Source organism: Ruegeria sp. O5 (assembly GCF_056535105.1).
The window spans coordinates 101,149-122,216 of the sequence record NZ_JBQERN010000011.1; the positions used below are offsets into that span (position 1 = coordinate 101,149).

20 protein-coding genes are annotated in these 21,068 nt (G+C 57.1%); 6 read left to right on the forward strand and 14 right to left on the reverse strand.

The window, feature by feature from the left end; translation table 11 throughout:
* Nucleotides 1–96: 96 nt before the first annotated feature.
* The 6 genes from ACR0M3_RS14350 (at nt 97) to ACR0M3_RS14375 (ending at nt 6,118) form a co-directional block, all read left to right on the forward strand.
* The gene (locus ACR0M3_RS14350) at nt 97–984 is read left to right on the forward strand and encodes an N-acetylmuramic acid 6-phosphate etherase (protein ID WP_480911406.1); all 888 of its coding nucleotides are present in this window, start codon (nt 97–99) and stop codon (nt 982–984) included.
* 24 nt (nt 985–1,008) lie between these two features.
* Entirely contained in the window at nt 1,009–2,262 is a 1,254-nt protein-coding gene (locus tag ACR0M3_RS14355; RefSeq protein ID WP_480911408.1) for an ABC transporter substrate-binding protein, read from the forward strand.
* Nucleotides 2,263–2,328: 66 nt separating this feature from the next.
* The gene (locus tag ACR0M3_RS14360) at nt 2,329–3,243 is read left to right on the forward strand and encodes a carbohydrate ABC transporter permease (RefSeq protein WP_209597484.1); all 915 of its coding nucleotides are present in this window, start codon (nt 2,329–2,331) and stop codon (nt 3,241–3,243) included.
* A gap of 12 nt (nt 3,244–3,255) precedes the next feature.
* Nucleotides 3,256–4,095: a carbohydrate ABC transporter permease gene (locus ACR0M3_RS14365; protein ID WP_267366204.1), complete on the forward strand. Its 840-nt coding sequence runs from the start codon at nt 3,256–3,258 to the stop codon at nt 4,093–4,095.
* Nucleotides 4,092–5,126, forward strand: coding sequence for a Gfo/Idh/MocA family protein (locus ACR0M3_RS14370; RefSeq protein WP_480911410.1), 1,035 nt, complete (start codon nt 4,092–4,094; stop codon nt 5,124–5,126). Before ACR0M3_RS14365 ends, ACR0M3_RS14370 begins: the two co-directional genes overlap by 4 nt.
* Complete coding sequence (locus ACR0M3_RS14375) at nt 5,123–6,118, forward strand: ABC transporter ATP-binding protein (RefSeq protein WP_480911412.1); 996 nt, start codon at nt 5,123–5,125, stop codon at nt 6,116–6,118. Before ACR0M3_RS14370 ends, ACR0M3_RS14375 begins: the two co-directional genes overlap by 4 nt.
* A gap of 83 nt (nt 6,119–6,201) precedes the next feature.
* On the opposite strand, the gene ACR0M3_RS14380 is transcribed toward ACR0M3_RS14375, so the two are convergent.
* The 14 genes from ACR0M3_RS14380 to ACR0M3_RS14445 form a co-directional block, all read right to left on the reverse strand.
* Entirely contained in the window at nt 6,202–8,421 is a 2,220-nt protein-coding gene (locus ACR0M3_RS14380) for a CHASE2 domain-containing protein (RefSeq protein ID WP_480871260.1), read from the reverse strand.
* Nucleotides 8,422–8,466: 45 nt separating this feature from the next.
* Nucleotides 8,467–9,387 carry a FecR family protein gene (locus ACR0M3_RS14385; protein WP_480871261.1) on the reverse strand — a complete coding sequence of 307 codons (921 nt, stop codon included), beginning with the start codon at nt 9,385–9,387 and terminating at the stop codon, nt 8,467–8,469.
* A 397-nt stretch (nt 9,388–9,784) separates the two neighbouring features.
* The gene (locus tag ACR0M3_RS14390; RefSeq protein ID WP_480911414.1) at nt 9,785–11,299 is read right to left on the reverse strand and encodes an aldehyde dehydrogenase (NADP(+)); all 1,515 of its coding nucleotides are present in this window, start codon (nt 11,297–11,299) and stop codon (nt 9,785–9,787) included.
* A gap of 71 nt (nt 11,300–11,370) precedes the next feature.
* The gene (locus ACR0M3_RS14395; protein WP_480483392.1) at nt 11,371–12,051 is read right to left on the reverse strand and encodes a GntR family transcriptional regulator; all 681 of its coding nucleotides are present in this window, start codon (nt 12,049–12,051) and stop codon (nt 11,371–11,373) included.
* 226 nt (nt 12,052–12,277) lie between these two features.
* The gene (locus ACR0M3_RS14400; RefSeq protein WP_480559080.1) at nt 12,278–13,303 is read right to left on the reverse strand and encodes a trans-3-hydroxy-L-proline dehydratase; all 1,026 of its coding nucleotides are present in this window, start codon (nt 13,301–13,303) and stop codon (nt 12,278–12,280) included.
* A gap of 8 nt (nt 13,304–13,311) precedes the next feature.
* The gene (locus ACR0M3_RS14405; protein WP_480911416.1) at nt 13,312–14,412 is read right to left on the reverse strand and encodes a cis-3-hydroxy-L-proline dehydratase; all 1,101 of its coding nucleotides are present in this window, start codon (nt 14,410–14,412) and stop codon (nt 13,312–13,314) included.
* Nucleotides 14,413–14,427: 15 nt separating this feature from the next.
* Nucleotides 14,428–15,678 (reverse strand): NAD(P)/FAD-dependent oxidoreductase, encoded by a 1,251-nt coding sequence (locus tag ACR0M3_RS14410; protein ID WP_480483386.1) that lies wholly within the window; start codon nt 15,676–15,678, stop codon nt 14,428–14,430.
* A 66-nt stretch (nt 15,679–15,744) separates the two neighbouring features.
* Nucleotides 15,745–16,677: a 4-hydroxyproline epimerase gene (locus ACR0M3_RS14415; RefSeq protein ID WP_480483384.1), complete on the reverse strand. Its 933-nt coding sequence runs from the start codon at nt 16,675–16,677 to the stop codon at nt 15,745–15,747.
* Nucleotides 16,668–17,627, reverse strand: coding sequence for a dihydrodipicolinate synthase family protein (locus tag ACR0M3_RS14420; RefSeq protein ID WP_480588206.1), 960 nt, complete (start codon nt 17,625–17,627; stop codon nt 16,668–16,670). Before ACR0M3_RS14420 ends, ACR0M3_RS14415 begins: the two co-directional genes overlap by 10 nt.
* A gap of 37 nt (nt 17,628–17,664) precedes the next feature.
* Nucleotides 17,665–18,387, reverse strand: coding sequence for an amino acid ABC transporter ATP-binding protein (locus ACR0M3_RS14425; RefSeq protein ID WP_480911418.1), 723 nt, complete (start codon nt 18,385–18,387; stop codon nt 17,665–17,667).
* Nucleotides 18,384–19,046: an amino acid ABC transporter permease gene (locus ACR0M3_RS14430; RefSeq protein WP_480483377.1), complete on the reverse strand. Its 663-nt coding sequence runs from the start codon at nt 19,044–19,046 to the stop codon at nt 18,384–18,386. The genes ACR0M3_RS14425 and ACR0M3_RS14430 overlap by 4 nt, the downstream gene beginning before the upstream one ends.
* Nucleotides 19,047–19,057: 11 nt before the next feature.
* Nucleotides 19,058–19,720 carry an amino acid ABC transporter permease gene (locus tag ACR0M3_RS14435; protein ID WP_209507537.1) on the reverse strand — a complete coding sequence of 221 codons (663 nt, stop codon included), beginning with the start codon at nt 19,718–19,720 and terminating at the stop codon, nt 19,058–19,060.
* A 72-nt stretch (nt 19,721–19,792) separates the two neighbouring features.
* Nucleotides 19,793–20,593 (reverse strand): transporter substrate-binding domain-containing protein, encoded by an 801-nt coding sequence (locus tag ACR0M3_RS14440; RefSeq protein ID WP_480899666.1) that lies wholly within the window; start codon nt 20,591–20,593, stop codon nt 19,793–19,795.
* A 229-nt stretch (nt 20,594–20,822) separates the two neighbouring features.
* A partial coding sequence (locus ACR0M3_RS14445; protein ID WP_480911421.1) for a hypothetical protein occupies nt 20,823–21,068 on the reverse strand: 246 nt, incomplete at its 5' end.

Here is a 21,068-nt window from a genome sequence, read left to right on the forward strand (position 1 = left end):
AAAATACGTTGAATTATAAGGCCAATAGCGGCTGAAAAAAAATTAGTGGACAAATGGTATTGTATAGGTATGCTTTCTGGCAACGAGGAGAAACACGTGCTGCCACACATCACCGAACAACTCCACCCGGACGCATACGATTTGGGTAACCGACCGCTGGAAGAGGCGGCGCTGGCCCTGTCCAGGGGTCAGCAGGAAGCGGCCGGTGCCCCGCAGGGCGCCCTGCGTGGGATATGCGACGGTGCCGACGCCATGGCCCGCAGTCTGGCATCAGGTGGTTCATTATATTACGCGGCGGCGGGGTCTTCGGGGCTGATGGCTGCGGCTGATGCAATGGAACTGGGCGGCACTTTCGGCATCGACGAAAACCGAATCCATATCCTGATGGCCGGAGGGTTGCCGCAATCCGCGCATATGCCCGGTGGAACCGAGGATGACACCGACGGGCTGGTTGAAGGGCTGGCCGGGCTTACCTGCAACGACACGGTCATTGCTGTCTCTGCCAGCGGCAGCACCCCTTATACACTTGAGGCCGCGCGACTTGCGCGTGCTGCGGGTGCCAGCACGATCGGGATAGCCAACAACCCGGGAAGCCCACTGTTGACGCAATGCGATCACGCGATTCTACTTGCCACCCCGCCTGAGCTGATTTCAGGCTCAACCCGAATGGGCGCCGGTACGGCCCAGAAAATCGCGCTGAACATGCTGTCCAGCCTTATGGCAATCAAGTTGGGTCATGTTCACGAGGGGATGATGGTCAACCTGAGAGCAGACAATGCAAAGCTGCGCGCGCGTGCGACCGGCATCGTCTCCCGGATCGCCGGAGTTGATGCAAGCACCGCCCAAAACGCCCTGGCTGAAGCGCAAGGAGACGCCAAATCAGCCATCCTCATCGCTGCTCGCGGCGTTTCACTAGCGGCAGCCAATGCGCGCCTGAAAGAAACAGGCGGAGTTCTGAGCGCGGCACTGACACCTGATAAATAACTGCAAACCAAATGGGAGAGTACAATGAAACGTAATAGCCTGAAACTGGCCTTGCTTGGTGGGACGCTGTTAGCCTCTGCCGCCTATGCCGAGGACGTCACGCTGACCATCGAAAGCTGGCGAAACGATGACCTGACCCTGTGGCAGGACCAGATCATCCCGGCCTTTGAAGCAAAGCATCCTGGAATTAAAGTCCAGTTCACCCCGTCTGCCCCGGCAGAATATAACGCGGTTTTGAACTCGAAACTCGATGCGGGGTCTGCTGGTGACCTGATTACCTGCCGCCCCTTCGATGCTTCGCTGGCGCTTTATGAGGCTGGTCATCTGACCGATCTGTCCTCGGTCGAGGCGATGAACAACTTCTCGGACGTTGCAAAGTCTGCCTGGCAGACGGATGACGGTTCGACCAGCTTCTGCGTGCCGATGGCATCGGTTATTCACGGCTTCATCTACAACAAGGACGCTTTTGCCGAGTTGGGCCTCGAAGTGCCGACCACAGAAGACGAGTTCTTTGCCGCTTTGGACAAGATCAAAGAAGACGGCACTTACATCCCAATGGCGATGGGTACCAACGACCAGTGGGAAGCTGCCACGATGGGTTACAATAACATCGGGCCGAACTACTGGAAGGGTGAAGAAGGTCGTCAGGCGTTGATCGCAGGCGAACAGAAGCTGACCGATGAAGCCTGGACAGCCCCGTACGCAACGCTGGCCCGCTGGGGTGCGTATCTGGGTGATGGCTACGAAGCACAGACCTATCCCGACAGCCAGAACATCTTCACTTTGGGCCGCGCGGCCATCTATCCTGCGGGATCATGGGAGATTTCCGGCTTCAACGCACAAGCCGATTTCGAGATGGGTGCATTCAAGCCTCCGGTTCAGAACGCAGGCGACACCTGCTATATCTCGGACCATACGGATATCGGCATCGGCATGAACGCGGCCACGAAGAATCCTGAAGCCGCTGAAGCATTCCTGACCTGGGTCGCAAGCCCTGAGTTTGCTGAAATCTTCGGCAACGCTCTGCCCGGCTTCTTCCCGCTGTCGAGCACTCCGGTCGAGTTGCAGGACCCGCTGGCCAAGGAAATCGTCGGCTGGCGTGAAGAATGTGAATCGACTATCCGCTCGACCTATCAAATCCTGTCGCGCGGCACACCAAACCTCGAGAACGAGACCTGGGGTGCATCCGTTGCCGCGATCAAAGGTGCCAAGTCGCCCGAAGAGCTGGGTGCAGAACTACAGGCGGGCCTCGCCTCGTGGTACGCACCACATCAGTAAGCTGAACCATACCCGGGCAGCATGAGTTGCCCGGGTACGCCCGGCATTCCATCGAAAGCGCTCCCCATGACCCGCCCCCGCATCCGCTGGCATATCGTCGTGTTTCTGGCACCAGCCGTGCTTGTCTACACAGCGGTGATGATCTTTCCCCTGTTCAACACGCTCCGTCTGGCCCTTTACTCTGAAGTCGACCAGAGCCGCATATTTGTTGGACTGCAGAACTTTCAAACGCTGTTCTTCGATCCGATTTGGTCGGAACAGTTCTGGAATGCGCTGGGCAACAATTTCTGGTTCTTTCTGATCCATATGCTGGTGCAGAACCCCATCGGTATCGCGCTGGCCGCGCTTCTCAGCCATCCGCGCCTGCGATTTGCGGTGCTCTATCGGTCGGCGATCTTCATTCCGACGATCCTCAGTTTTGTGATTGTCGGGTTTGCATGGAAACTGATCTTGTCGCCCATCTGGGGCATCGCGCCTTCGATGCTGGACGCGGTTGGGCTGAAATCCCTCTTTGCCCCGTGGTTGGGGAAGGAGGAATATGCCCTGACCACACTGGCGTTGATTTCGGTCTGGCAGTTCGTTGGCATCCCGATGATGTTGATCTACGCGGCCTTGCTGTCGATCCCCGAGGAAATCCTGGAAGCCGGGGAAGTGGATGGTATCACTGGCACAAGCGCCTTTTGGAAAATCAAGCTGCCGCTGATCCTGCCCTCGATCGGGATCATCTCAATTCTGACATTTGTCGGCAATTTCAACGCCTTCGATCTGATCTATGCTGCACAGGGCGCTCTGGCGGGGCCTGACTTCTCGACCGATATTCTTGGCACCTTCATGTATCGCACATTCTTTGGCTTCCAGCTGCAATTGGGTGATCCGCATATGGGTTCGGCCATCGCTGGTGCGATGTTTGCAATCATCCTGCTGGGTGTCTGTGTCTACCTTTTCGGCATCCAGACCCGGATGCGCCGGTACCAACTGTAAGGAGCAGATGACATGAACAAGGCCCGCTCCAACCCGCTAAACACCTTCGCGATGCATGGTGCACTAATCTTCTATACGCTGATCGCTCTGTTTCCGGTTTTTGTGATCCTGATCAACAGCTTCAAGACCCGCAAGGCGATCTTTCGCGAACCGCTGGCGCTGCCTGATGCCGACAGTTTTTCGATGATCGGGTATCAGACAGTGATGAAGCAGGGGGATTTCTTCCTTTATTTCCAAAACTCTCTGATTGTGACCGTTGCATCCCTGACTTTGGTCCTGCTGTTTGGCGCAATGGCGGCTTATGCGCTGAGTGAGTACCGGTTCAAGGGCAACATGCTTATGGGTCTGTACCTGGCGCTTGGAATCATGATCCCGATCCGCATCGGCACTGTGGCCATCCTGGAAATGATGGTGGCGACCGGGCTGGTGAACACCCTGTGGGCGCTGATCCTTGTCTATACGGCGCAGGGCCTGCCCTTGGCGGTGTTCATCCTCAGCGAGTTCATGAAACAGGTGAGTGACGACCTCAAGAATGCGGGCCGTATCGACGGGCTAAGCGAATACACAATCTTCTTTCGGCTTGTGTTGCCGCTGGTGCGTCCGGCAATGGCAACGGTTGCCGTGTTCAACATGATCCCGATCTGGAACGATCTATGGTTCCCGCTGATCCTGGCTCCTGCGGAAGAGACCAAGACACTGACGCTGGGAAGCCAGGTCTTCATCGGTCAGTTTGTGACAGACTGGAACGCGGTCCTGTCAGCCCTTTCAATGGCGATCCTGCCGGTGCTGATCCTCTATGTGATCTTCTCGCGACAGCTTATCCGCGGCATCACGTCAGGAGCGGTGAAATGACCCGCGTCCTGATTGCAGGCCTTGGGAACATGGGGCTGAGCCATGCGTTGGCACATCACCTTCACCCGGACGCGCAGATTGTCGGGTTGGTGAACCGATCCGGCCGCGTGGATCACCCTGATCTGACGCGCTATCCGGTGTATTCAAGTTTTGAAGCCGCTCTGACCGAAACCAAACCGGATCTGGTTGTGATTGCGACCTACTCGGACAGTCACGCGGATTACGCCTGCGCCGCGATGGAGGCGGGTGCGCATGTGTTTGTCGAAAAACCGCTCGCCACCAACGTTGCCGATGCGCAGCGTGTGGTCGAAACAGCAACGCGGCTGAACCGTAAGCTGGTGGTCGGCTATATCCTGCGCCACCACCCATCCTGGATGCGTCTGATCGCCGAGGCTCGCACTCTGGGTGGCCCCTATGTGTTCCGTCTGAACCTGAATCAACAATCCTCGGGCCCTGAGTGGGAGACGCACAAGGCCCTGATGCAGACCACGTCGCCCATCGTGGATTGCGGTGTGCATTATGTCGATGTGATGTGCCAGATCACCGATGCAAACCCCCTTCGCGTTCATGGCATGGGTCTGCGCCTGTCGGATGAAATCGCGCCTGACATGTACAATTACGGCCAGTTTCAGGTCGTGTTCGACGACGGTTCGGTCGGGTGGTACGAGGCTGGTTGGGGTCCGATGATGTCCGAAACCGCGTTTTTCGTGAAGGACATCGTGTCACCCAACGGGTCTGTTTCGATCACCGACGGAAACAAGGGCGCGTCAGCGGACATCGATGGTCACACCAAGGTTGGTGGCCTTCTGGTTCACACGCCGCAGGGCGACAGGATTATCGACATGCCTGATGAGCCCGGCCATCAGGAACTGTGCGATGCTGAACAAGCCTATATGCTGCGCGCCATCGCCGAGGATATCGACCTGACCCGCCATATGTCCGACGCCGTACAATCCCTTGCCATCTGCCTGGCCGCTGATCAAAGCATCCGCACTGGCCAACCCGTTTCTCTTGAGGAGACCCGCCAATGACCGCCCTTTCACTGAAAAACATTCACAAATCCTTTGGCAATGTAGAGGTCCTGAAGGACATCAATCTTGAGGTTGAGGACGGCGAGTTTGTGGTTTTTGTCGGCCCCTCCGGATGCGGCAAGTCCACTCTTCTGCGCGTTATTGCAGGGCTTGAAGATGCCACATCGGGTGATATCAGAATTGCTGGCGAGCAGGTCAATCTGACCCCGCCCTCGAAACGTGGCATCGCCATGGTGTTCCAGAGCTACGCGCTTTATCCGCACCTGAATGTACGCGGCAACCTAACCCTTGCCCTGAAACAGGAACGCCAGCCGAAAGCCGTGATCGACGAGCGGGTCGCGGAGGCGAGCCGGATGCTGGGGTTGGAGCCCTATCTTGACCGCTACCCATCCGAACTGTCGGGGGGGCAGCGCCAGCGTGTTGCCATCGGTCGCGCCATCGTGCGCCAACCCAAGCTGTTCCTGTTCGACGAACCGCTCTCCAATCTTGATGCTGCTTTGCGCATGAACACCCGGATCGAGATCGCAAATCTGCACAGGCAACTCTCGGCCTCGATGATTTATGTCACGCACGATCAGACAGAAGCGATGACACTGGCCGACAAGATTGTGGTGCTGCGCGACGGACGGGTGGAACAGGTCGGCAGCCCGATGGAGCTGTACAACAACCCGGCAAACCGCTTTGTCGCGGGCTTTCTTGGTTCACCGTCCATGAATTTTCTGCCTGCGGACAACCTGACCCCGGGCGATGCGCGCGAACTGGGGTTGCGCCCGGAGGACATCCGCCTGGAAAGCGGCGGACCGATCGCCGGCACCGTTTCGCATGTTGAGCAGTTGGGCGGTGATACCAATGTCATTCTGCAAACCAGTAACGTGCCAATTACAGTTCGTTTGTTTGGCCAGCATGCAATTGCTCCGGGTGACGATGTACAATTCGGGTTTGATCCCAACCGTGCATATTACTTCGGAAATGACGGGCAGAGACTACAGTAACGGCAGTTTTCGACCCGTTCTGCATCAGTTTGTTCCGGTGTGAGCGTGACCCAAAGAGGGCAAACGCCGGAAAACGTGGCTGGTTAACCAAGATTGTGGCGTGTGAACATGAATTGCCCGGATGGTAGGTTCGACCGGAAGTCAGCGGCACGACCGGGCAGCACCCTGTAGAACTGACGCAAGCCGGGCTCGATGTCTTCAGCCAGTTCTTCGCACTGTTGGCACAAGGTCTTGACCAGGCTGTTCGGGTGTCGATTGGTGATCGCCAAAATCAGCTCTGCATGTGCAGCCCTGAGATCCTGGAATGCCGCTGTTTGCAACAGGGCCTGATCGCCCACCAAAACAAAGACGGGTTCCGGGTTGGCTTTGCCTTTCAGATCAACATGCCCGGCCTCTAACATGGCCAGATCCCCATGCGTGATTTCATGGACGCCGTTGGAAACGACGATGTCATAGTCGACTGTTCGACAGCATTGTTCGATCCGTGCTGAGACATTCACGACGTCACCGATAACCGTGTAGTTGAACCGTTTCTGCGAGCCGATGTTGCCGACGCAGGCCTGCCCTGTGGCAAGTCCCGTTGCCAGCGCGATAGGGGGGCGGTTTTGCATGATGTCGGATGCATTGAACTCTGCCAAAGCGCGCCGCATTTTCAGCGCGGCTAATGAAGCCCGGCACGGGTGGTCAGCGACAGGCAAAGGCGCGTTCCAGAACGCCATAACAGCGTCGCCGATAAACTTGTCGATGGTTCCTCGTTCAGCCAGTATCTGATCGCCGATACTGGAAAAAAGCGCATTCAGCAGTGAGACTAGCTCGGTGGCAGATGCGGATTCAGACAGAGGTGTGAAACCCCGGATGTCGGAAAACATCACTGTGATATCCTGCGTCTCGCCTCCCAATTGCAGCTGATGCCCGGTGGCTTCCATCTCATCAAGGATTTCCGGGGCGACGTAATGAGAGAAGACTTTCCGGATTTTGCGCTTTTCCCGTTCGGTGGACAAGAAAAGATACCCTGCCAGAAGCCCGAAATTGGCCATGCCACCGATAAGCGGAAATGTGGCGTCGAACAAAACCGACTGGTTTTGAAAAACCAGCCAACTGATTGTCAGAACGGCGGCAGCGGCGACACCGCCTGCAATGAAAGATGCAACCGCACCGAAACTGGACATGACGGCAATCACGACAAGCCCGAGAAAGGCGAAGGCAAGCATTTCCTGCGCTGCGGTCACGTCCGAGCGACTTAGCATTTCGTTGGTCAACACCTGTTCCAGAACCTGGGCATGAATTGAAACACCGGGAACGCTTTCCCCAAGCGCCGTCTGATGCATATCGAATAAGCCGGCGGCCGACGTTCCGACCAGGATGATCCGCCCCTCAACTTCCGCCCGAACGTCCGCATCATCCGAACCTTTGAGGATATCGTTGGCCGAGATATACAGCTCGGGCGCATCACGCCGGTATCTCAGCCAAATCTCGCCGTTTTCTGTCGTTGGTATCCGGTATCCCCCGACCTCAACCGCCAACATGATGCCTGTTTCGTCCTGCGCACCTTCGGCCATGATATTGGTCTCGCCCAAGGCAACTCTCAGAGCTTCAATCGATAGACCCGGCAACAGCCCATCTGGCCCGCGCCAAAGAACCGGCACGCGGCGCATGATACCGGTTCCGCCGATGGGCGAGACGTTGACCCCACCAATACCTGCCGCAGTCCGGTCCAACGGAGACGCTATTGGCGTCCAATGAGGAACTGAGATTAGACCCGCGGCGGGATTTTCCCCGAACTCAATGATACCTGCTTTCGCAGAGATAGGATTTCCTTCAGCAGACAAACGTGCGGCAGTCCCAAGAACGACCGGCCAATAAGCGATTTCCATCCCAAGCAAGACATCATTGTCGAGCTTCCGAGCGTGGCGTTCCACTGTGAGAACCCCTGCCAAAGACGGATCGTTCAAAAGCCGTGAGGGGGAAAACCGGTCAGGCTCAGCGAACAACATATCAAATGCGATGGCCGCAGCGCCATATTCACCCAGATTTTGAACCATCTGCGCCACCAGTGTTCGGGGCCAGGGCCATTGCCCCCAATTGGCCAGAGAGGCCTCGTCAATATCTACAACCCGTATGGGGAGGTCAGGATTGAACTCTCGCGGAGATGACCTTTGCAGAACGTCGAAATAGATCAGACGGGTCATTCGCACCGGATAGGGATCCATGACCCGGATGAAACAACCCACCAGGATCAGACACAATCCGACAAGGCGGAACGCCCATTTCCCTGTCCTGGTTTTTCGCTTTTCGTCGCTCACGTCGTTCTCCGGACAAGTGAGTCCATTTCCGCTTTTTCGACAACGCTACCGGAACAGCTCACTATTTGATTCTTGCTGCTCTGGATCTTCCTGACCTGGGTCCTCTCGATCAGGTTCTTCGGGTTCCGGTTCAGGCTCTTCCGGTTCTGGTTCTGGTTCTTCCGGCTCCGGTTCTGGTTCTACTTCTGGCTCTGGGTTTGACGGGGGGGTTGGCGGCGCTGCGACGCTGACTGGGCGCGGCTGGGGCGCAGTTCTGCGAATGTCGGCCCTGTCGACTTTGGCCTGTTGCACGGGCGCGCCTTCGCCAGAACACCCCTCAACCCGTACCTGCAAAGGAGGCAGCAGGCTTTCCTGCGACTGAACAAATGGGAAACCAGATTTTAGCGCCTGGTCATACTGCGCCTGATCAGCAGGCCGCCCGACTGATCCGCCTCCACTGGTGGCATACATGCTGCATACGCGGCCTGTGGACCTGCATGACCCTTGTGCACTGCACATTTGAACCGTCCCGTGCAGGACAAGCATTGCGCTTTGGGTTTGTGATACGACCCACATGTCGAAGGTTGTGCCACGAACTGCCATTGTCGCAGTCGGGGTCTTGATCGAATAGGCTCTTTTTCTGCTCTTGCCGGAAATGAATCGAAAGCTGCCACCAAGTGCTTGCACGGCAAAGCTTTTGGCCTTTCGGTTGCCGCGCAGCATGGTCACGTCCAACACCATATGCGCATTGGGGCCAACTGCAATTTTGGTTTCATCCACAAAAACGATCTGAACCAAACCGCTGTGATCTGTAGAAATCGTATCGCCCGACACCACATCCATTCCTGAAATGACAGGCTGCGCGTTTCCGGCGCGAATGATCTGAGCGCCTTGTTTGGCGCTGATAACTGTTCCGATGTTGGCAAGGGCCTGCGCCGGCATGAGCGCGACAACAAATACAACCAACACAATCTTTAACCAAGCCAAACCAGAGCCCCTTCCCCCAACGGGTCTAAGTAAGCGCGAAGCGCGCCAAGCTCGATTTTTGCCCCCAGAAATGTGTTATTCTTATTCAAATACTCTAAAATGCTAGCAATATTTATGCATTATGGTGTGTATTTGTAGCAAGTTGTTTTTTGGCCCACGTTTTCTAGCTTGGGCACACACGGGTATGCGGGCGATTGTCTCCGACATGGTCAGAACGTGTGAACAACAGGCTTACACCTATGGATCTGAGAGCCGTAAGTCGAGCAAACTGGTAGGCGCTTAGCAAGTTAACTGAACAGGCCGAAGCACAGCCTTCGGTAAATTCGAGCATAGGACACGTGGCTCATCGCTATCCTTGCGATGAGCCTTGACGCTCTTGCAGCGTGTTGTTGAAGGATCAGAGGAATTGTTCGGGCAACAATGCGTCCGGCATGTTCTGGTAACACACGGGTCTCAAGAACCGCCGGATCGACAATGTGCCGACAGAAGTAGCACCGAAATTGGTCGAAGCGGGGTAGGGGCCGCCATGCACCATGCTGTCGCAGACGTCGACGCCCGTGGGAAAGCCATTGGCCAGTACACGCCCGGCCTTGCGCTCGAGGATCGGCATCAGGGAACGCGCGGTGTCCATGTCCGCATCATCCATATGCAGGGTACAGGTCAGCTGACCTTGCAGACTGTGTGCGACGGCCCGCATTTCGTCAGGCGTTTCAGCGGTCACTATTACGCCCAGCGGGCCAAAAACCTCTTCACCAAGGGTTTCGTTTGCCAGCCAGTTCACAGCATTGGTGCGATACAGGTACGGGGACGCGGTGCGTTGATCACACATCGAGGTCAGAACCTCCTGCACACCTGCTGTATTGGCGATCCTTGCCTGACCGGCTCGATAAGCGTCGGCGATGCCGTCGGTCAGCATGGTCTGCGCGGGTGTTTCTGACAAGGCGGTTCGCGCGGTCTCGGCGAAGCGGTCCGCTGCTGCACCCGCCAGCAAAACGGCTACCCCGGGGTTGGTACAGAACTGACCTGCGCCCATGGTCAGCGACCCAGCCCAGTTCTGAGAAATGTTGTCGCCCCGGTTCGTCAGCGCAGCATCGAGAATGAACATCGGGTTGACCGAGCCAAGTTCACCGAAAAACGGGATTGGTTCAGGACGTGCGGCACATAGATCGAACAGTGCCCGACCACCAGCCAATGAGCCAGTGAACCCGACAGCCCTGATCAGCGGGTGCTGTACCAAAGCGGAACCCACGGTCCGGTCACCCCCCTGAATAAGACTGAAGACACCGGGATTAATTTTGCAGCGTTCGATGGCAGCATGTATAGCCTCGGCTATGATCTCACCGGTACCCGGGTGGGCGCTGTGCCCTTTTACGACAACGGGACACCCAGCAGCCAAGGCGGCCGCGGTGTCGCCGCCTGCGGTTGAAAAGGCCAAAGGGAAATTCGAAGCACCGAATACGGCGACAGGGCCAATTGGGCGCTGGATCATTTTCAGATCCGGGCGCGGCAGCGGCGAGCGGTCTGGCAACGGGCCGTCGTGACGCCGATCCAGATACTCACCACTCAGAATATGTGTGGCAAACAAGCGAAGTTGGCCCGATGTGCGACCCCGCTCTCCTTGCAGACGGGCCTCGGGCAGGCCGGTTTCCTGCGTACCGATTTCAGTAATCGCCTCGGCGCGGGCTTCGATCTCATCTGCGATGGCATTCAGAAATGCCGCGCGGTCTTCCCGGGTCGAAAAACCATAGCTCCAGAACGCTTCTTCGGCAGCTTCCGCAGCCGCATCAACATCCTGAAGGCGCCCCACCGAAAAACTGTGTGACGGTCCAAAAGCGGGCTGTGACTGAAAAAACGTGTCACCTGAAAGCCAGTTTCCAGCGATGAGGTGCTTACCATGGGGGGAGCAGGTCATGAAGGTTCCATATTTACGATTCTGAAGCTATGGATAATGTATCCAATTAAGAGAGACAATCAAGCGCCCTGTTAGGTCTCCTCCATGGCGCGTTTTGCTACGATCATCTCCAGCAGCTGTTCCTTTGTTCGCCGGATGTGCCGCATCAGCATGTTACAGGCTTCGTCAACGTTCCCTGCTTGCGCCAGTTTCAACAGCTCTCGATGCTCTTTTTTCGCCGGTTCCCGCTGCTTCATCACGCTCAAATGCATTCGGACATAGCGGTCTGATTGCAGATTGACGCGGTCCAGCAATTCATTCGTCAGTTTCCTCTGCGACGCCGCGTAGAGGGCGGAGTGATATTGGTAATTCAGGATCCCCCACTTGCTGACGTCATTCTCGTCATAAGACGCTTCCATCTGCGTCAAAATCTCGTTGCATCGTGCAAAGTCGGCAGATGTCATCTGCGGAATGGCTCTGCGGAAAAGATCGACTTCAATAAGCATTCGAAGGTCGAATATTTCTCCAATCTCGTTCAATGAGTGTTTGGTAACTGATCCGCCCCGATTATTGGCCCATTGAATCAGGCCTTCAGCGTTCAGACGCTTTAGGGCTTCGCGGATGGGCATCCGAGATACGTCGTATTCTTCGGCCAGAGCTTCCTGGCGAATAGCTTCACCTTCGGCAAGTTCACCGTTCAGAATACGTTCACGAAGATCGTTCGCGATGACATCTGGTAGGCTTTGCTTGGTTATCGCGCGCTTTCCTGCCATATCTTTCCTGCCACTTGTTTGGGTACAGCTACCGGTTACCGGCGTTATTCCAAGCTGAGCCGCGACTCGGCCACCCAGAAAGCTGATTAAGGACACTCCGCTTGATAATGCATCCAATATCCATGGTGATTCAACCCTGCTGAGACAGCGAGGTAAGACCAAGAGCGAATGGAACCTTCTGTAACTGCCTTTCCCTGAGAGCGGGCGCGGCCAATGCACTGTTTAGTCAGACACCCCAGGTGTCCGACAAGCGATACCCGCCAGGCCAGGGGTCATCCGGGTCAAGCATGTGTTGGTGAATTCCGGTGATCCAGCCGCGCCCACTGATTTCGGGGACAATCGCGGTACGGCCGGCCACTTCGGTGGTATCGACAATCCGACCGGTGAACCGTGATCCGATGATCGAGACCGCCTCGAACGTCTGACCCGGCGACATCAATCCTTTTGCCGCCATCAGCGCCATGCGCGCGGAAACCGCTGTACCTGTAGGCGACCGATCAACCTTGCCGGGTTGGATCGCCACGGCAGATTTTCCGGTCAATCCGGTTTCGGTCTCGCTGATCGGGCCGCAGAAAGCACAGAATGAGATATGGTCCCAATCCGGGTTTTCAGGATGCGAAAACCCAAGCTGTTCATTGGCTGCATTGGTGATCTTCACCCCCAATCGGGCAATGTCACGGGCCTCATGTTCGACAATCTCGAATCCCAAAGCCTGTGCATCGACCACGACAAAACTGTCACCCCCATAGGCGGTATCAACCATGATCGTATCCAATCCGGGTACCTCAAGTGGGACAGACAGTTTGTCGGCAAAGCTGGGCAGGTTTTGCACGAAAATGCGTTGCGCTTTGCCACCGCTGCATTCTGCCCGGACATGAACCAGCCCGCCCGGGGCCTCAAGCACCATATGAGTTTCGGGTTCCTGCATCGGAATGATCCCGCCATCCAGCAATACGGTTGAAACACAGATCGAGTTCGAACCCGACATCGGCGGTGTGTCTTCGGGTTCCATAATGATAAAGGCCGCGTCGGCCTTGGGGTGTTTCGGGGGCACCAGAAGATTGACATGACGGAAAACACCGCCCCGGGGTTCGTTCAGAACGAAGTTGCGCAGCGTCTGGTCGCCCGCGACAAAGCTGCGCTGTTCCCACAAGGTGTCGCCCGGTGGCGGGGCAACGCCCCCAACGATAACATCCCCGACTTCACCTTCTGCGTGGGCTGAAATGACATGAACGGTTTTGCTGCTCCGCATCGGATCTCTCAATATTGTGCGACAGGCTCGCCCAGAGCGTCGAAAATCGGTGTAACACCCAGACCCGGACGGGCGGGTGCGGTCATCCGGCCGTTGACACGCTTTGGCGCACCCTCGGCAATGTCCACGGTGCCGTAAGAGTTGAAATCCGTGGCAGAGAATGTGAACTCGGACGGCGTTGAACGGGCCAGATGTGCAATGGCTGCGGTGGTGATGTCACCACCCCAGGTGTCTTCGATCGTCATGGGGATGCCGTGCGCCACGCACAGGTCCCGCATAAGATGGGCTTTGGTCAACCCTCCGACTTTCGAGATCTTCAGGTTGATCACATCCATCGCGTCTTCGGCAATGCCGCGGACCAGCGTGTTGGGAGTGTCGATCACCTCGTCCATCACGAAAGGCAACGCGGTGCGGCGGCGGATCGACACGCATTCCTCATAGGTCAGGCAAGGCTGTTCCACATAGACATCCAGACCCGAAATCGCGCCCACCACGCGTGCGGCCTCGTGCCGGGTCCAGCCGGTATTGGCGTCTGCTACAAGCAGGTCCGACTTTTTCAGAACGGCGCGGGTGGCGTGGATACGGTCAATGTCGTCATTGGCCTCGCCACCTACCTTGAGCTGAAACTTGGTGTAGCCTTCGGCGGCATAGCCTTCGATCTTTTTGGCCATGATCTCAGGTGCTTCCTGACTGATCGCGCGATAAAGCACCACATCGTCCTGCGCAGCGCCCCCCAGCAAGGTGTAAAGCGGCTGTTCCGTGGCCTTGCCCAGCAGATCCCAGCAGGCAATATCCACCGGAGCCTTGGCATAGGGATGACCCCGCAATGCCGCATCCATCGTGCGGTTGATCTGACCGATATTCAGTGGGTCCTGCCCGATCAAATGCGGGGCCAGCTCTGCCAGCCCGGCCCGGACGCCGAGCGCGAAAGACGGCAGATAGGCCGAGCCAAGCGGGCAGCATTCTGCATAGCCCTTCAACCCCTCATCCGTAATGATTTCCAGAACGGTGCTGTCAAACACTTCGACAAAATTGCCGTTGGACCAGCTATAGCGGCCTTCTTTCAGCGGCAGATCCACCTGATATACGTTCAGCCCGGTGATTTTCATAAGGTGTTCTCCAGATTAGAAGCGTGTGGATGAGAAAGGTGACATATCGAGCACCGGCTTGGCGTCAGTGACCAGATCGGCCACCAGTTCGGCCGTGCCTGCGGATTGGGTCAGCCCCAGATGACCATGGCCAAAGGCATAAAGTACGTGTGGTGCGCGCGAAGATCGGTCAATCACTGGCAGGCTGTCAGGCAGTGATGGGCGAAAGCCCATCCATTGCGTGCCGCCTTCCAGGTTCAGGTCTGGCATGAAGCGCCCGGCCTTGGCCAGCAACGTGTCAGCGCGCCGGTAATTCGGGGCCAGCTTCAATCCACCCAGTTCGACTGCACCGCCGATGCGCACGCCGCCGTTGATCCGGGTTACCACAAACCCATGCCCCCCAAAGGTCAGATGAGTGCGCAGGTCAAAAGCGCCTTCGGGCAGGGTCGTGTTATAACCCCGCTCGGTCTCAAGCGGGATATGATCCCCCAGGGTCTTGGCCAGCTGGTGTGACCAGGCTCCGGCGGCAACAATCACCTGACCTGCCGAAATGTCGCCGTTGTCCGTGTCAAGGCGCACGCCGTCATCGGTTGGTTTCAGTGCCGTGATCCCTGCGATCTTTACCTGCCCACCGCGCGCGATGAACTGTGCCGCCAGATGCTCGGTCCAGCGGGCAGGGTCGACGGTATTCATCCATGTCGAGGTAAAACCCGCATGGGTAAATCGCCGGTTCAGCCCGGGCTGAATTTCGGCAATAGCATCCGGGCTGTCCAGAAGATCAAACGGGATGCCATGGTCCTTGCGCAGGTTCCAGGTGGGCAGGCTGGCACGGAATTCGCCCTCACTCTCGAACAACTGCAACTGGCCTTCGCGCTGCATCAGCGCCTCGCCGTCTACATGCTCGATCTGACGCTCCAGCGCCGCACGGCTGTGGTTCATCAGCGCGGCTTGTGCGGATAGTGAGGCTGCATAACGATCGCGCCAACTGGCCCGCCAGAACCGGAGCATCCACGGTGCAATACTCAGCGCATAAGCGGGCGGGATCGACAAAGGCCCCAACGGATCAAGCAGCCATTTTGGCGCTTTGCGCATGATCCCAGGCGTTGCAAGCGGCACGATATCTGTAAAGGCAAAGGCCCCGGCATTGCCCTTTGACGCCTCGGCTGCAACGCCTTCACGGTCCAGCACAAGCACCTGCCTTCCCCGCTTTTGCAACTCTAGCGCAGCGCTGATGCCAATGATGCCAGCACCGATCACAACTATGTCCGTCTTGGTGTCATGCTGCATGGTTACAGGTTCTCAAATAGTGGTACGGGGTCGGGGACCGGACAGCGTCTGTCCCCGGCCTTGACTTCAAAGCGCGATGCCATCACGGAACGGATCATTCGGCGCGAAAACCAACCTGCCTTCCGACATGATATGCGCCTGCCCGGTCAGGGTGGGAATGACACCCCCGTTCGGGCCGGGTTGGTAGCTCAGCACGTAGGGGCTGCCGATCACGCTTTCCTGCACAATCTCTTCCCCTGCTTCCAGCACCCCGTTTGCCGCCAGACAGGCGAGGCGCGCCGAACTGCCGGTACCGCAGGGCGACCGGTCATATTGATTGTCCGGGCACAGTACAAAGTTGCGGCTGTGAACATCCTTGTTGGGGGATTGATCCTGAAGGATCACATGGTCGACCAGTTCTCCGTTTTCGCCATGCACGCCCTGTGCGATGCAGGCTTCGCGTATGGTGATGGTCAGATCGGTCATCGCCCGAATGTTTCCCGGGTTCACCGGGATTGGGCTGGGATCAACAATGAAGAACCAATTTCCGCCAAAGGCAAGATCGCCGGTTATCGACCCATAGCCGCCAACCTCAATCTGCACTGCTGCCCGCACGCGACGGCTCTCGACATTTGTGACGCGTACGGTATTGGCGTCCAGTAAATCCACCGAGACGACACCGACCGGAGTTTCAACCCGATGCGTGCCCGGCCGGATTCTGCCCATATGTGCCAGAGTGACGCCCAGACCGATGGTGCCATGCCCGCACATGCCAAGAACTGCATCCGCATCAAAATAGATCACGCCGGTCTCACACCCTGGATCTTCGGGCGCGACCAGAAGCGCCCCCACCATTCCGGGCTGCCCACGCGGCTCCAGCAAGATGGATTTGTAGAACACCTCATGCTCGCTGGCCAAGCGTCGTGCACGCTCGGCCAGCGGGCCGGACCCCAGGTCGGGACCGCCGTCGAGGATCACCCGCGTAGGCATTCCCCCGGTGTGACTGTCAATCACATGCATTCAGCAATGACCCCGCCCTGGCCGGACCAATCAGTAAACCAAGTGCGGAACAGGTCGTATTGCTGTTCGCAATAGTTGCGCTGGGCATCCGTCAACTCGTCGGTTTCGTTGAAGTGCAAACGGTATTCCTCTTCGCCGTTCAGGACCAGCAGGTGTTTGTAATACAGCACCAGATCGGTGCCCTCGTCAAAGCTGGCCAGCACACCAAAGGCTTCTTCAAGCTCTCTCGCGCGCAGGCGCGCTTCGGCATGGCCCGCCGCCGCCTTCTGGCACAGGGCAGCCAGCAGCAATGCCTCTTTCGGCAAGGCAGTGCCAATCCCTGTGATCGAACCGGTGGCGCCGCAATTGACGAAGCCATGGTAGACCTCGGTGTCCACACCAACCATCAGTGTAACCTGATCATCTTTCGAGGTAATGTGTTCCGCCGCATAGCGCAGATCGCTTTTGCCACCGAATTCCTTGAACCCAACAAGGTTCGGATGATCTGCACGCAATTCCAGGAACAGATCGGCGCGCGTCGCAAAGCCGTAAACCGGGCTGTTATAGATGATTGCCGGGATATCAGGTGCAGCCGACAGGATCGCTTTGAAATGGTTACGCTGCGCCGCGATGGACGATCCACGCGACAATACACGTGGGATCACCATAAGCCCTGCCGCACCAACCTTTTGCGCATGCGCGGCAAGCGCCACGGCTGATTTCGAATTAATAGCACCGGTGCCGACGACAACGGGCAGTCCGGCCGTGATCAGACGTTCGACACCTTCCATCCGTTCGGCATCCGACAAGAGAGGCCAGTCGCCCATCGAGCCGCAATAGACCACGGCAGACATACCCGCTGCGATCATTTCCTTGCCCTTTTTCACCAGCGCGTCGAAATCCGGTGTCCGGTCCGGTTTGCAGGGGGTCATCAGGGCTGGCATGGTGCCGGTGAAGATATTCTGGGACATGAAGGTGACCTTCCTAGTTGTTTTGGGGCGGGGGCTTTTATCGCACATTCGCCAGGAATTTGCGGGTGTGTTCGGATTGGGCTTCGCTAAAAATCTGGGCGGGCGAGCCGATCTCTTCCATCACGCCCTGATGAAAAAAAGCAACCCGGTCTGATACATCACGAGCGAAACCCATCTCATGCGTGACACAAATCATCGTCATCCCTTCTTCGGCCAAAAGCCGCATCGTGTCGAGAACTTCGCCCACCAGTTCAGGATCCAGCGCCGAGGTTGCTTCGTCAAACAGCATGTATTCCGGCTCCATCGCCAGCGCGCGGGCAATGGCAAGACGCTGCTGCTGACCACCCGATAAGGCCGAGGGGAAGACGTTCAGCTTTTCGCCCAACCCTACATGGGTCAACTGCTTTGCAGCAATGTCACGCGCCTCGTCCCTCGACTTGCCTTTGACAATCTTCGGGGCCAATGCAACGTTTTCCAGTGCTGTCAGATGCGGAAAGCTGTTCCATTGCTGGAACACCATCCCCAGCTTTGTGCGCAGCTTGTTGATGTCGGTGCCTCTTGCATGAACATCAATGCCATCAACCCGGACCGATCCCTGCTGGATCGGTTCCAGCCCGTTGATGCAATAGAGAAGGGTCGATTTGCCGGAGCCTGACGCACCGATCACCGACAGAACTTCTCCTTTCTGCACATCCAGATCGATACCTTTCAGCACATGCAGCGATCCGAAATATTTGTGCAGGTCGCGAATTTCGATCATTGGGCCCACCTTTTTTCTAGCGACGCGGAATACCGCGAAATCGGATAGCTGAGCGCGAAATAGAACGCGCCAGCGATTGTCAGGATCAGGAATGGTTCCTGCGTGCGGGTGATCAGGATCTGGCTGGCTTTCAGCAGCTCAACATAGCCCAGAACCGAGACCAGCGCGCTGTCTTTCATTACACCCAGCGCGACCCCGACCCATGCAGGGAACACCGCGCGCCCACCAATCGGGAAGACGACATATCGCAGATCCTGCCAATAGGTCATGCCCAGGCTGCGCGCGGCGCGGCGCATCGGATCACCAACGGCTTCAATCCCGCCGCGCGCCACATTCGCAACCAGTGCTGCCGTGTAGATGGACAGGATCACCACGCCCGAGGCAAACGGGTCCAGATTGAGCCCGACAATAGGTGCAAAGTTGTAAAACAGCACCAGCTGGATGATCAGAGGGACCGACCGGAAAATATCCAGAACCGGAGCCAACGTCAGGGTCGCTGCCAGTTTGCCCTCGTACAGAAGCCAACCGCACACCACGCCAAAAACCGTTCCAATGGAAATCGAAAGCACTGAAATCCAGAGCGTTCGCAGCGCGGCTTCGCCCAGAAACCACAGATCGTTGATGTTGAAGCCGCTGAAAAAGCTGACAGTGGGTTGCATCTGTGCCTCCTTCAGTAGCGGAAAAGCCGGGACGCCAGCAGGCGCGAGGCAAGCAGGATGATTTTGACAATCACGTAGTAGATGACCGCGGTGACGGCGAAATATTCAAAGATTCGGAAAGTGCGCGAGGCAAAGAACTGGGTCTCGCCCGACAATTCCCGGAAGCCGACCAGCATACCCAGTGACGACATTAGAACAGCCCAGACCATCTGGTTCGTGATCGGATGATAGACAATGCGAAACACCTGCGGGATCACGACGCGTGTGTAAGCCTGCCACGCTGTCATGCCCAGCGATCGGGACGCGCGTAGCTGTGTCTCGGGGACGGCCTGAAAGCCGCCACGGAAGTTTTCAGCCAGATAACCGGCGCAATTGAATGTCAGCCCGGCCAGCACGATGAAGTACGGCGATAGATGCAGGCCAAAGGCACCAAGCCCGAAGCCGAAAAAGAACAGCTGGAACAGCGCCGGAGTATTGCGCGCCAGTTCGACCCAGGCTGAGGCGAACCAGTAAAGCGGACCTTTCAGGTGCAGCCGCGTCAGCGCCAGACAAAGTCCGATGATAATGCCAAGGACCATTGCCAGCACGGCAACCTGTATCGTCAGCAGCGACGCCTCAAGCAGGTCCGGCAGGCTTTTCATCACCGGTCGCCAATGGAAGTTATAGTCGAACACGGGTGTTCCTCACGCAATCTACCGGTCCTTTCGCCCGGCCATAGCCGGACGAAAGCATGGAGTAGGAAAGGGTCAGTACATTACGCCGGGAATGCGCAGCTCAGGCGCTTCGCCGCCGACATATTTACCCCAATGCTCCTGATAGCGGCCCGAACGCACCTGGTGGGTCACGAACAGGTTCAGGAAGTTCAGCCAGGTGACATCTTCGCGCTTGCCTACAACCGAAGTGTAGTCGGTGGTCCATGGCATGCGAGGGCCGGCAACAACAGTGTCATATTGCTGGGTAATCGGCAGCACGGCAGTGTTTGTGGTAATGCCGATATCGGCCTTGCCCTGAGCCACCGCCAGGAAAACCTCATTCTCGGACTGGTAGCCCTGGTAATTGCCTTCTTCGCCCCATTCGGCGGCGATCTTCAGCCATTCCTGCTCGGGCACGGTGCCGATCGCGGCGGCCACGCGCTTGCCACGGATATCCTCGAAGGTCTCAATGCCGCTTTCGGCATTCACGACACCCTGCGCATAATAGATGGCGTAAGGAATGGTAAAGCCTACCGTCCGCGCCCGTTCAAGGCTGTCCGAGGTTGCTCCGAACACAACGTCTGCGCGTCCGGTGACGATCACTGGCAGGCGTTCGGCCCAGGTCAACGGCAGGATTTCGGCCTCAACTTCAAGTGCGGCGGCCAGATCATTGCAGTATTCGACGTCAAAGCCTGCCGGTTCGTTATTCGCGTCGCGATACCCAATTGGCGGAAAATCCAACACAACACCGCAGCGCAATGTCCCGCGATCTACGACATCGTCCAGCGTGTCCGCCATCGCAGGAGTTGTGGTGATAGTGGTGAGGGCCGCCAGTGCGGCGAGTTTCTTGAGCATGTGATCCTCCCTGAATCAGTCGATACGCGCAGCTATAGAGGATATTGTATCCAACATCCAGTATTTTGTTGAACAGGAAGAGCCAGCTTTTAAAAGGTGTCGTGGCTCTTGGATGTGATTGAAATGACTGACTTGGCCCGCGTGGTAGGCCCTCGTTCGTCGGCGGCCAAATGGATTTGACACCATGTTCTACTGGAGTTGGAGGTTTTTGGCTGAACGTGGTCCGTCGTCAAACGTGAAGGTGCATTGTGCTCGGAGGCTGGGGAGCTTTCAGCTTGAGACGGAAAACGTTTTGTGATGGGAGCGTGCGACGCCCAGGCAACTCCAGCCTGTGTCTTTCAAAGAAAAGCGGCAATGCTGACCCGCGCAGCCAAATGCGCGTTCGGTCAGACTTTGACGGCTTGTAGTTCTTCGAGCAGGTCGAGGAGTTGATTGAGTTTTTCTCGTCCCATTTGTTTTTCGATGCTTTGGTAGA

Bases quoted from the DNA above. Each gene is read 5' to 3' on its own strand.
- ACR0M3_RS14420 (WP_480588206.1), bottom strand. From the start codon at position 17,627: ATGTCCCAGAATATCTTCACCGGCACCATGCCAGCCCTGATGACCCCC.
- ACR0M3_RS14430 (WP_480483377.1), bottom strand. From the start codon at position 19,046: ATGCAACCCACTGTCAGCTTTTTCAGCGGCTTCAACATCAACGATCTG.
- ACR0M3_RS14360 (WP_209597484.1), top strand. From the start codon at position 2,329: ATGACCCGCCCCCGCATCCGCTGGCATATCGTCGTGTTTCTGGCACCA.
- ACR0M3_RS14440 (WP_480899666.1), bottom strand. From the start codon at position 20,593: ATGCTCAAGAAACTCGCCGCACTGGCGGCCCTCACCACTATCACCACA.
- ACR0M3_RS14415 (WP_480483384.1), bottom strand. From the start codon at position 16,677: ATGCATGTGATTGACAGTCACACCGGGGGAATGCCTACGCGGGTGATC.
- ACR0M3_RS14410 (WP_480483386.1), bottom strand. From the start codon at position 15,678: ATGCAGCATGACACCAAGACGGACATAGTTGTGATCGGTGCTGGCATC.
- ACR0M3_RS14395 (WP_480483392.1), bottom strand. From the start codon at position 12,051: ATGGCAGGAAAGCGCGCGATAACCAAGCAAAGCCTACCAGATGTCATC.
- ACR0M3_RS14365 (WP_267366204.1), top strand. From the start codon at position 3,256: ATGAACAAGGCCCGCTCCAACCCGCTAAACACCTTCGCGATGCATGGT.
- ACR0M3_RS14390 (WP_480911414.1), bottom strand. From the start codon at position 11,299: ATGACCTGCTCCCCCCATGGTAAGCACCTCATCGCTGGAAACTGGCTT.
- ACR0M3_RS14355 (WP_480911408.1), top strand. From the start codon at position 1,009: ATGAAACGTAATAGCCTGAAACTGGCCTTGCTTGGTGGGACGCTGTTA.
- ACR0M3_RS14370 (WP_480911410.1), top strand. From the start codon at position 4,092: ATGACCCGCGTCCTGATTGCAGGCCTTGGGAACATGGGGCTGAGCCAT.
- ACR0M3_RS14425 (WP_480911418.1), bottom strand. From the start codon at position 18,387: ATGATCGAAATTCGCGACCTGCACAAATATTTCGGATCGCTGCATGTG.
- ACR0M3_RS14400 (WP_480559080.1), bottom strand. From the start codon at position 13,303: ATGCGGAGCAGCAAAACCGTTCATGTCATTTCAGCCCACGCAGAAGGT.
- ACR0M3_RS14375 (WP_480911412.1), top strand. From the start codon at position 5,123: ATGACCGCCCTTTCACTGAAAAACATTCACAAATCCTTTGGCAATGTA.
- ACR0M3_RS14405 (WP_480911416.1), bottom strand. From the start codon at position 14,412: ATGAAAATCACCGGGCTGAACGTATATCAGGTGGATCTGCCGCTGAAA.